Raw genomic sequence first — 9,968 nt, forward strand, 5'->3', positions numbered from 1 at the left:
CCGGCGAACACCTTTCCTCCTCCTCGCAGAAAGAGGTGGCGTGATGTCTCAGGCTACCCAACAAGCGCCCGCCGAGATCCGCGGACGATGGCGTCAGCTGTCGCTGCTGGGCGGCGCGATGCTCGTCGACAGCACCGAAGCCAGCTTGGTCAACAGTCTCTTCCCGGTGATCCGGCAGTCGCTGGGGCTCTCGCTCGGCGCGCTCGGCATCCTCACCGCCGCCGGCAAGATCGTCGGTGTGTTCACGGGGCCGTTGTGGGTGTGGGTCGCCCGCCGCTGGTCGCGCAAGAACGTCCTCGTCGTGGCCACGGGGCTGTGGGGCGTGTGGGGCATCGCCGCCGGCTTCTCCCAGAACTTCGCCCAGTTGCTGATCTTCTACACCATCCTCGCCGCCGGGTACGCCGCCGCGCACCCGATCATCACCGAGATCATCGGCGACCTGTTCGACGGCTCCGCGCGCGGAAAGGCCGTCGGGCTGCTCTACGGCGTGATCGCGCTGGCCGGATCGGTCCTCGGTCCCGTCAAGGGCCAGCTCGCCAACGTCGGCGACGGCTGGCGCTGGGGGCTGTGGGGCATCGGCGCCTTCAACGTGCTGCTCGGCGTCGGCATCTGGCTGTGGTTTCGCGACCCGGGCATCGGGGCCGCCGAGCGGCAGCTCGCCGACCTCGACCCCGAGATGCGCGCCGCCCAGTCCAGGCTCACCTGGACCAAGGCGCTGGCGCTGCTGCGCATCCCCAGCTTCGGCATCCTGCTCGGCTCCCGTCTGCTGTCGGGCCACCTGCTCGTGGGGGCGTTCGGCGTGGTCTTCCTCGTCGACGTGTACGGCTTCAGCACCGCCGTGGCCTCCATCGTGCTGCTGCCGTTCGGCGTCGGCTACTTCCTGGGCAACGTGGCCGGCGGCTTCCTGGGCGACTGGGCCGCCCGGCGCAGCCCTCGCTACGGCCTGGTCGCCGTGCTGCAGGCCGCCCAGTTCGGCTTCGCGGCGGCCGCCTTCCTCGGCACCCAGATCGCGTTCGCGTCCATCGTGCCGTTCGCGGCGTTCTTCGGGCTGATGGGCGCCACGCAGGGCGTCAACCCCGGCATCAACCGGCCGATGGTCATGGCGATCACGCCTCCCGAGCTGAGGGGCGCGGCCTTCGCCATCTACATCTCGATCTTCGAGGCGATCGGCTGGGCCGCCTTCAGCCTCGGCGCCGGCTTCCTCGGCGACGTCTTCGGGCTCAAGCAGGTCTTCCTGTGGATTCTGGTCCTGCTGATGCTGGCCAACGGGGCGTACCTCACGCTCCTCTACCGCCCGTACGCCCGCGACGTGGACCGCCTCCAGCACGAACTGGACGCCCGGCGGGCCGCGGCCCTCAGCGGCTGAGAGCGGGCTGCAGCCGCCGTGCAAGCGATGACTGATCGACTGGCGGCCTCGGAACGGAGGGAAGTGCATTGGGATCGATCGTCTTCGGCACCTGCGCCGCCATCGCCGCGCTCGTCGGCGTGATCCTGTTCGTCAGGTTGCGGCGCAAGCCGCAGACCCGGGTGGGGGCGTACGCCGGCGCGGCGATCCTCTTCCTGGGCGCGGGGGTGCTCACCATGGGGTCCATCTCGTTCGCGAGCCTGGAGTCGGCCGCGCTGGTGACCTTCACGCCGGAGGAGCGCGCGGCGGCGGTGCCGTGTGAGGCGGCGGTGCTGGGGGCCGAGGAGACGGGCAACAAGCACAACGGCCGCTACGTCTGGCTGCTCCGGCTCCGCGTGACGCCGCGGACCGGCGACCCGTACGAGATCGAGCGCACGGTGCGGCTCACCTCGTCCATGGGCGAACGCCTGGAACGGGGCGGCGCCGTGTTCCCCTGCCTGATGACTCCGGCCGACCGCACCAAGATCGAGATCCCGGCCCTGGCCTGACCGACTGGTTGACACCTGCCTCCTGTCGTGTTGTTATAGGTTCTAACAAACACGAGATCTAGTAACGGAGGTTGCGATGGGCACCGAGGAACTCGTCGAGGTCGTCCTGCCGGGCAAGGTCGAGCCGGAGGGGCTGCGGATCCGGCACGGGCAGGTGCCCGTCGCCGGACCCGGTCAGGTTCTGATCCGGATGGAGGCGACCGGCGTCTCCTTCGCCGAGCAGCAGATGCGCCGCGGGCGCTACTACGACCAGCCGGCGTTCCCGTTCGTGCCCGGCTACGACCTGGTCGGCACGGTGGTGGACACCGGCGCGGGCGTGGAGCCCGGTCTGGCCGGTGTCCGGGTCGCGGCGCTGGTCAAGGTCGGGGGCTGGGCCAGCCACGTGCTCGTGGACGCGGCGGACGTGGTGCCGGTGCCCGACGGGATCGGCGCCGCGCAGGCGGAGACCCTCGTCGTCAACGGCATCACCGCCTGGCAGATGCTGCACCGCAAGGCCCGCGTCCGCGCCGGGCAGACCATCCTCGTGCACGGCGCCAACGGCGGCGTCGGCTCGGTGCTCGTCCAGCTCGCGCGGGCCGCGGGCGTCCACGTCATCGGCACCGCCTCCGCCCGCCACCACGACGCCCTGCGGGCCCAGGGCGTCGTGCCCGTCGACTACCGCGCCGGCGACGTCGCCGCGCGCGTGCGCGAACTCGCCCCCGGCGGGGTGGACGCCGTCTTCGACCACGTCGGCGGGCGCGGCATCGTCGACTCCTGGCGGTTGCTCGCCCCCGGCGGCACCCTCGTCTCCTACGGCAGCGCCTCCACCCGCGACGACGAGGGGTCCAAGCAGTGGCCCGTTCTCAAGCTGCTCGGCCGGGTCTGGCTGTGGAACGCCCTGCCCAACCGGCGCCACGCGTACTTCTACAACGCCTGGGCGGGGCACGCCCTGGCCAAGGACCGGTTCCGGGCGCGGCTGCGCGCCGACCTCACCCAGGTCTTCGCCGCGCTCCAGCGTGGTGACATCACCGCCCGGATCGCCGCCCAGCTGCCCCTGGCCCGTGTCGCCGACGCCCTGCGGCTGGCCGAGTCCGGCACCGTCGCCGGGAAGGTCGTGCTGACGCCGTAGCCCGGCGGGGCCGTCCGCCTCAGCTAGGGTACGGCTCGCGCAGCCTCGCCAGCCGTCCCTCCTCGTGGATGCGCCGGGTGGCGGCGCGTCCGGGGTAGCAGCGCATGAACATGTTCGTGAAGTGCGTCCCGTAGTGCAGCGGCGGGCCGCCGCACGGGTCATCGAGCGAGCGGCCGAAGCTCGGCTCGTGGAAGTACGCCATCGCGAACCGCTCACGATCGGCCAGCGCCACCTTGTGCGGCGTGGACAGCAGGTAGCCGCCGGTCAGGAACTGCAGGATGTCGCCGGGAAACACGGTGAACACCCGCGGCACCGGCCGGACGAAGATCCACGGCGGCTCGTCCTCGTACAGGCCGGCGGTGCTCTCCGCCTCCAGCCAGTTGCGCGGCCGCTTCTCGCCCTCGACCGGCGGCCGGATGTACAGGCCGCCGACCTCGTCCTGCGCGGCGATCACCAGCAGACCGTAGTCGGTGTGGGCGCCGATGCCGCGCGCGGTCCGCGCGGAGCGCGGCGGGAAGCGCAGTACCCGCATGTGGTGCCAGCCGCCCGTGGTGTGCGCGGTCAGCGTGTCCGGCCCGCCCAGCCCGAGACCCAGGGCCGCCAGCCGCAGCAGCCGCTCGCCGATCGAGCCGAGCGCGGCCGTGAACGTCTCCATCCGCCGCTGGTAGTGCGGGCCCGGCCAGGGCACGGGGCCGTGGCAGGGCCAGCGCTCGCGTACCCGCGCGTCGTGCACCGGTACGTCCGGGCAGACGGTGAAGATCTCGGAGTAGTCGGTCTCGCCCGCGGTGACCTCCTCGCCCGAGGCGACGTAGCCGCTGTAGCTCAGGTCGCTGACATAGCTGGACTTCTCCGGCAGTGACAGGGAGAAGAACTCCCTGCTCGCCTCGAACGCCGCGAGCGCCGTCTCGTGCTGGGGCGCGGTGGCGGCGACCTGGAAGATGCCGTCCCTGCGCCACGCCGCGATCATGGTACGGCCGAGCTCCAGGTCCGCCCGCGTCCCGGTGATGGCCTCCGGCAGGCTGAACGTGCTCAGTTCGATCATCTCGTCCCCCTCGCTGGAGCGGTGTGCGATTCGGCCACCTGTACGCGGACCGCCCCCCGCCCAGCCGGCCCGATCCGGCCGGCTGCGCCCAGCGGTCGAACTCCCGCGCCCGGCGGCAGTCGCCCCGCGCCCGGCGGCAGCCATCCCGCGCCATCCCGCGCCATCCCGCGCCGGACGGCGCCACACCGGCTCCCAGCGGCGTCCGTCAGTGGAGGCCGGGGTTCTCAAGGGTCTTCGTGCGCCGGCCGTACCGGCTGGAGCGCAGGGCGGTGGCGACGAGGACGGCGGCGAGCACGACCAGGGCGGCGCAGATGACCAGGGCGAACGCGTAGCCGCGCTGGGCGGCCAGCGTCACCAGCAGCGCGATGCCCACCGCCCCGCTGACCTGCTGCACCGAGGTGAGGACGGCCGAGCCGACCCCGGCGTCCTCCGAGGTGGTGCCCGAGACGGCGGCGGTGGTCAGGGCGGGCAGGCTCAGGCCGCAGCCGAGGCTGGTGACCAGCATCCCGGGCAGGACGCCGCTCGCATAGGCGTCACCGGGTGCCACCCCGGACAACAGCAGCAGCCCGGCCGCGCTGACCGTCAACGCGACCAGGAGCGCGGGCCGCGTCCCGAACCGGGTCACCGCGCGGGACGACAGCCACATCCCGGCCAGGATCCCGCCCCCGTAGGGCAGGTACGCCACGCCGGCCACCAGCGGGCTGTACCCGAGCCGCGTCTGCAGGTGGACCATCAGCAGGAAGGCCATCGCGTAGAAGGCGGCCGAGAACAGCAGGGTCGCGAGGTTGGCCACGGCCCGGATGCGGACCGCCAGGAACGCCAGGGGCACGAGCGGCTGCGCCGTACGGGACTCGACCGCCAGGAAGGCCGCCGCCAGCAGCACGGCCAGCAGCAGCGGGAGCAGGACCGCCGACGAGACCCAGCCCGCGTGCTCGGCCTGGAGCAGCCCGTAGACCAGCGCGAGCACCGCCGCGGTGCCCAGCAGGGCGCCGGGGACGTCCAGCCGGGCCCCGCGCGCGGCCCGGCTCTCGCCGACCAGGCGGGGGACGAGCACCAGGGCCAGCGCCGCCACGGGCAGGTTGATCAGGAAGATCCAGCGCCACGACGTCAGATCGGTCAGCACCCCCGAGATCACCAGCCCCATCGTGCCGCCCAGGGCCGCGATGGCGCCCCAGACGCCGACCGCCCTGGCCCGTTCGCCCTCGCCGGGGAACATCAACGTGATCAGCGACAGCGCGGCCGGGCTGGCCAGCGCGGAGCCCATGCCCTGCGCGAACCTGGCCGCCACCAGTTGCCACGGCTCCTGGGCGATGCCGCACACCAGGCTGGCCACGCCGAACGCGGCGACCCCGATGAGGAACGCCCGCCGCCTGCCCAGCAGATCGGCGGCCCGCCCGGACAGCAGCAGGAAGCCGCCGAAGGCGAGGAAGTAGGCGTTGACCACCCAGGACAGCCCGGCGGCGGTGAAGCCGAGTTCGCCGCGGATGGCGGGCAGGGCGACGTTCACCACGGTGTCGTCGAGGACGAGCATGAACTGCACGACGCACAGAACGGCCAGTGCGGGGGTTTTCTTCGTCATCCGACGACGCTAGGCGCGGGCCGCCGATGGCCGCAATCCGCGATGGGGCCAGTTGATAGCGCGCTGAGGACATAGGCTGGCCCGCATGAAGACCGAGGTGCCGCCCGGCGTCGGCGCGATCGTGGTCGGGCACTTCCCGCTGTCGTCGGGAGAGTGGATCCCGCCGCACACCCACACGCACCACCAGATCGCCTGGACGCGGCGCGGGGTGGTCGGGGTGGCTGTGGGCGACTCCTACTGGGTGCTGCCGCCGACCGTCGCGCTGTGGATACCGGCCGGGGTGGAGCACCGCACCGGAGCGACTCGTGACGCGGTGCTGTGCGGCCTCTACCTGGCGCCGGAGCGCTGCGCCCTGGACTGGCCGGAGCCCACGCCGGTGGGAGTGGACGGGCTGTTGGCCCATCTGTTCACCTACCTGGGGCGCGACGACCTGGCCGACGGTCCGCGGCTGCGGGCCGAGGCGGTCGTGCTCGACCTGCTGCGGCCGCTGCCCGCGCTGCCCATCGACGTGCCGCGCCCGCGTGAGGAGCGGGTGCGGGCCGTGGCCGACGCGCTGATCGCCGATCCGGCCGACGCGCGCGGCCTGGAGGCGCACGCGCGGGCCGCGGGGGTGAGCCGGCGTACGCTCACGCGGTTGTTCGTCCAGGACACCGGGATGAGCTTCGAGCGCTGGCGGACGCATCTGCGGTTGCGGGCCGCCCTCCCGCTGCTCGCGGAAGGGCGGCCCGTCTCCGCGGTGGCGCGGGCGGTGGGGTATGCGACGGCAAGCGCGTTCCTCGCCGCTTTCCGCCGCACCGTGGGGACCTCGCCGGGCCGCTACCTGAACGCGGAGTCCTGAGACCCTAGACCGAGTACTTGCAGACCAGGGACTGGGCGCCGCCCTGGGCGTAGCCGAGGTAGGTGTAGGTGGGGTTGTAGTACTGACAGGCGGCCGAGGGGCTGCCGCTGCCGAGGTAGACCAGGCTGGAGGCGTACCGGTAGCAGCCGAGGCTGCCGTTGTAGAAGCCGACGATGGAGCTGGAGTTGACCTTGGCGGCGCAGTACTCGCCGAGGGAGAGCGGGCTCATGACGACGTCGATCGGGCCCGCGGCCCGTGCGGGGGCGGTGCTCACGGCGAGGGCGCCGAGGCAGGCCAGCGCGGCCGTGGTGAGAGCGAGCGCGCGACGGGGCATACAAACCTCCAGGGGGCTCTGAACTGCGTTGATCGCAGTATTAATTAGGAAACCTTCCTATGCAATGGGCTTTCTGCGTACCCTTCACGCTGTGCTGGCCGCGGTCAGGGATACGGTCTGGGGGTGAGCACGTACCAGCGTTATGTCGCGCTCGGCGACAGCATGACCGAAGGCGTCGGCGACGACGACGGCCTGGGCGGCCACCGCGGGGTCGCCGACCGCCTGGCCGAGCACCTCGCCCGCCACAACCCCGACCTGCTCTACGCCAACCTCGCCGTACGCGGCCGGCTGGCCGCCCAGGTCCGCGACGAGCAGGTGCCGGCGGCGCTGGCGCTGCGCCCCGACCTGGTCACGGTCGTCGCGGGCATGAACGACCTCATCCGGCCCGGCTTCAGCGCGGCCGCGACCGCCGGGGTCCTGGAGGACATGTTCGCCGCCCTGACCGCCTCCGGCGCCCGCGTCGTCACCGTCACCTACCCCGACCTGGGCAAACTCTCGCCGCTCATCCGCCGGCTGGCCCCGCGGGTGCTCGACTTCAACGACCGCGTCCGCCAGGCCGCCGCCCGCCACGGCGTCACCGTCCTCGACGCCCACGCGTTCGCGTTCGTCACCGACCGGCGGATGTGGAGCAGCGACCGCATCCACGCCAGTCCCGAGGGCCATACCCGCTTCGCCGCCGGATTCGCCCACGTGCTGGAGCTGCCGGGCAGCGACGACGCCTGGACGCAGCCCCTGCCGCCGCTGCCCGCGCCCGCCGCGTGGCGGGTGGTCGCGACGGAGACGCGCTGGCTGGCCGGCTTCGTCGGACCCTGGATCGGCCGCCGGCTGCGCGGCCGGTCCTCCGGCGACGGGCGCACCGCCAAACGCCCCGCTCTCGCCCCCGTGGCCACCACCTGACGCAGGCGCGGCCTAGGGTGGTCGGCATGCCGTACAAGATCCAGGGAACACCGTCGGCGGAGGTGTCGGCGGAGCAGGCCGAGGCGTGGCACGGGGTGATGGCCGCGTCGCTGGGGCACGATCTTCCAGGTCAGCCGGTGCCCACGCGCGCCCAGCTGACCGTGCCGCCGTTACGGAGCCGCCGGTTGGTCTGGATGGCGGCCGAGCCCGGCGGGCCGGTGGCCGGGGTGGCGGCGCTGCGGTTGTTCGACGCGCCGGGCATGGACCATCTGAGCGAGCTCGACCTGCACGTACGCCCTGAGCGGCGGCGCGGCGGCGCCGGGTCGCTGCTGCTGGCGGCGGCGGTGTCGGCCGCGCGGGCCGAGCGGCGGCGGTCGATGATCACGGCGGTGGCCGCGGACGGTCCCGGGGACGCCTTCTGCGCGGCCCGCGGCCTGCGGCTCGTGCTGACGCTCCGGCACCTGCTGCTCGACCTGGCCAAGGCCGACTGCCGGGCGGCCGACACCCCGCGGCCCGGCTACGACCTGGCGTTCTGGACCGGAACCGTCCCCGACGGCCTGGCCGGCGCCTTCGCCGAGGCCAAGAACGCCATGAACGACATGCCCACCGGCGAGATGGACTACGGCGCCCGCCGCTGGGACGCCGCCGCCGTCAGGGAGATGGCCAAGGTGCTGGCCGATCGCGGCGACACCCTGCTGACCCTCGCCGCGCTGCACGGCGAGACGATGGCCGCCTACACCGAGATCGTGATCAGGGCGGGGGAGCGCCGCCGGGCCGCGCAGTACGACACCGCGGTGGTGCCCGCGCATCGCGGCCACGGCCTGGGTCTCTGGCTCAAGGCCACGATGGTGCGCAGGTTACGCGCCGAGCATCCCGGCCTGGCCGAGGTCGAGACCGACACCGCCGAGGACAACGTCCACATGCTGGCGGTCAACGAGCGCCTGGGCTACCGGGCCCACCGCAGCACGCACCAGTACCAGTTCGACCTGTAGGAGCTTTATGCACGAGGACACCCAGGCGGACCTGCGCCCCTTATGGCGTCGGCGCGACTTCACGGTCTTCTGGGGCGCCCAGACGCTGTCGGTCGCCGGCGACTCCTTCGCGATCATCGCCGTCCCGCTGCTCATCCTCAACGTCACCGGCTCCGTCGCCCAGATGGGCCTGCTGACCGGCGTCTCCGGCGCCGCCGGCGTCATCGCCGGGATCTTCGCCGGCGTGGCCGTCGACCGCTTCGACCGCCGCAAGCTGCTCATCGGCTGCGACGTCGTGCGGTGCGTCCTGTACGCCACCATCCCGCTGGCCTGGCTCAGCGGCCCCAAGGTCTGGCTCCTGTACGCCGTCCTGCCCCTGGCCGCCGCCGTGGGCATGGTCTTCCAGGTGGCGTACGTCTCCTCCGTGCCCACCCTGGTCGGGGAGGACCGCGTCACCGAGGCCAACGGCAAGCTGTACGCCACGGCCGCCGCCGCCAGCGTGCTCGGCCCGATGCTGGCCGGCGTCGTGGCCGGCTGGCTCGGGCCCACGGCCGCGATCGGCATCAACGCCGTCGGCTTCGCCCTGTCCGCGGTCGGCGTGTACCTGGTCCGGCTCGCCCGGCACGAACGGCCCGCCGTACACGGGGCGCCCTGGCGGGAACTGGTGGCCGGGGCGGTGTTCCTGTGGCGGCAGCCGGTGCTGCGGGCGCTGACGGTGCTGCTGTCGTTCTTCATCTTCCTGACGCTCGGGCTCACCGACATCGTGATCTTCCGGTTGAAGCACGACCTGGGCCAGCCGGATGCCGTCATCGGCGTCGTCCTCGGCATCGGGGCGGTCGGGACGATGATCGGGGCGACGCTGGTGACCCGGCTGCGCGGGCGGCTCGGGTTCGGGCCCACGTGGGTCAGCGCGCTGGCCGCCGCCGGGCTGGCGATCGGCGCCATCGGTTTCGTCGGCACCGTGTGGGGGATCGGCGCCGCCATGGGGCTCTACCTGGCCTGCGTGAGCGTGGCCGGGATCTGCAGCCTGTCGCTGCGCCAGCAGGTCACGCCCAGCCATCTGCTCGGCCGGGTCACCTCGGCGTTCTGGACCATCCACTACTCGCTGGGGCCGCTGGGCGCGGCGACGCTGACCTGGGGCGCGGGCCGGTTCGGCTCGACGCCGGTGTTCGTCTTCGCCGGGGTCAGCTGCCTGGCGATCGCCGCCGCGGCGCTGCTCACCCCCGCCCGGCAGCGGCATCCGGAGCGGGCCGCAGCCGCGCCGCCAGGAACGGAGCCGTGACGGAGGCCTCGGCGCCGGCGACCG

General features: G+C 73.1%; 10 protein-coding genes. 7 read left to right on the forward strand and 3 right to left on the reverse strand.

Annotation, left to right across the window (positions count from 1 at the left end; genetic code table 11):
* The first annotated feature begins 43 nt into the window (after positions 1-43).
* The 3 genes from ACFWY5_RS55475 (at position 44) to ACFWY5_RS55485 (ending at position 3,001) form a co-directional block, all read left to right on the forward strand.
* Positions 44-1,366 carry an MFS transporter gene (locus ACFWY5_RS55475; protein WP_379640008.1) on the forward strand — a complete coding sequence of 441 codons (1,323 nt, stop codon included), beginning with the start codon at positions 44-46 and terminating at the stop codon, positions 1,364-1,366.
* A 68-nt stretch (positions 1,367-1,434) separates the two neighbouring features.
* Positions 1,435-1,893 carry a hypothetical protein gene (locus tag ACFWY5_RS55480; RefSeq protein ID WP_379640009.1) on the forward strand — a complete coding sequence of 153 codons (459 nt, stop codon included), beginning with the start codon at positions 1,435-1,437 and terminating at the stop codon, positions 1,891-1,893.
* A gap of 76 nt (positions 1,894-1,969) precedes the next feature.
* The gene (locus ACFWY5_RS55485; protein WP_379640010.1) at positions 1,970-3,001 is read left to right on the forward strand and encodes a medium chain dehydrogenase/reductase family protein; all 1,032 of its coding nucleotides are present in this window, start codon (positions 1,970-1,972) and stop codon (positions 2,999-3,001) included.
* A 19-nt stretch (positions 3,002-3,020) separates the two neighbouring features.
* Here the strand turns inward: ACFWY5_RS55485 and ACFWY5_RS55490 are convergent, their stop codons facing one another.
* The gene (locus ACFWY5_RS55490; RefSeq protein ID WP_379640011.1) at positions 3,021-4,043 is read right to left on the reverse strand and encodes a 2-oxoglutarate and iron-dependent oxygenase domain-containing protein; all 1,023 of its coding nucleotides are present in this window, start codon (positions 4,041-4,043) and stop codon (positions 3,021-3,023) included.
* Positions 4,044-4,248: 205 nt separating this feature from the next.
* Positions 4,249-5,622 (reverse strand): MFS transporter, encoded by a 1,374-nt coding sequence (locus ACFWY5_RS55495; protein WP_379640012.1) that lies wholly within the window; start codon positions 5,620-5,622, stop codon positions 4,249-4,251.
* A gap of 85 nt (positions 5,623-5,707) precedes the next feature.
* Between ACFWY5_RS55495 and ACFWY5_RS55500 the strand changes: the two genes are divergently transcribed.
* Positions 5,708-6,460, forward strand: coding sequence for an AraC family transcriptional regulator (locus tag ACFWY5_RS55500; protein WP_379640014.1), 753 nt, complete (start codon positions 5,708-5,710; stop codon positions 6,458-6,460).
* Positions 6,461-6,464: 4 nt separating this feature from the next.
* Here ACFWY5_RS55500 and ACFWY5_RS55505 read toward each other — a convergent pair whose 3' ends face one another.
* The gene (locus ACFWY5_RS55505) at positions 6,465-6,794 is read right to left on the reverse strand and encodes a hypothetical protein (RefSeq protein WP_379627124.1); all 330 of its coding nucleotides are present in this window, start codon (positions 6,792-6,794) and stop codon (positions 6,465-6,467) included.
* A gap of 123 nt (positions 6,795-6,917) precedes the next feature.
* Between ACFWY5_RS55505 and ACFWY5_RS55510 the strand changes: the two genes are divergently transcribed.
* From ACFWY5_RS55510 to ACFWY5_RS55520, 3 genes are read left to right on the forward strand one after another with little or no spacing between them, the layout of a single operon-like run.
* Positions 6,918-7,691: an SGNH/GDSL hydrolase family protein gene (locus ACFWY5_RS55510; protein ID WP_379640015.1), complete on the forward strand. Its 774-nt coding sequence runs from the start codon at positions 6,918-6,920 to the stop codon at positions 7,689-7,691.
* A 26-nt stretch (positions 7,692-7,717) separates the two neighbouring features.
* Positions 7,718-8,683, forward strand: coding sequence for a GNAT family N-acetyltransferase (locus ACFWY5_RS55515; protein ID WP_379640016.1), 966 nt, complete (start codon positions 7,718-7,720; stop codon positions 8,681-8,683).
* 7 nt (positions 8,684-8,690) lie between these two features.
* Positions 8,691-9,944 (forward strand): MFS transporter, encoded by a 1,254-nt coding sequence (locus tag ACFWY5_RS55520; protein ID WP_379640018.1) that lies wholly within the window; start codon positions 8,691-8,693, stop codon positions 9,942-9,944.
* Positions 9,945-9,968: the final 24 nt, after the last annotated feature.

Origin of the sequence: Nonomuraea sp. NPDC059007 (genome assembly GCF_042740555.1) — a bacterium.
GTDB lineage: Bacteria > Actinomycetota > Actinomycetes > Streptosporangiales > Streptosporangiaceae > Nonomuraea.

Bases quoted from the DNA above. Each gene is read 5' to 3' on its own strand.
- ACFWY5_RS55505 (WP_379627124.1), bottom strand. From the start codon at position 6,794: ATGCCCCGTCGCGCGCTCGCTCTCACCACGGCCGCGCTGGCCTGCCTC.
- ACFWY5_RS55500 (WP_379640014.1), top strand. From the start codon at position 5,708: ATGAAGACCGAGGTGCCGCCCGGCGTCGGCGCGATCGTGGTCGGGCAC.
- ACFWY5_RS55485 (WP_379640010.1), top strand. From the start codon at position 1,970: ATGGGCACCGAGGAACTCGTCGAGGTCGTCCTGCCGGGCAAGGTCGAG.
- ACFWY5_RS55490 (WP_379640011.1), bottom strand. From the start codon at position 4,043: ATGATCGAACTGAGCACGTTCAGCCTGCCGGAGGCCATCACCGGGACG.
- ACFWY5_RS55495 (WP_379640012.1), bottom strand. From the start codon at position 5,622: ATGACGAAGAAAACCCCCGCACTGGCCGTTCTGTGCGTCGTGCAGTTC.
- ACFWY5_RS55475 (WP_379640008.1), top strand. From the start codon at position 44: ATGTCTCAGGCTACCCAACAAGCGCCCGCCGAGATCCGCGGACGATGG.
- ACFWY5_RS55515 (WP_379640016.1), top strand. From the start codon at position 7,718: ATGCCGTACAAGATCCAGGGAACACCGTCGGCGGAGGTGTCGGCGGAG.
- ACFWY5_RS55520 (WP_379640018.1), top strand. From the start codon at position 8,691: ATGCACGAGGACACCCAGGCGGACCTGCGCCCCTTATGGCGTCGGCGC.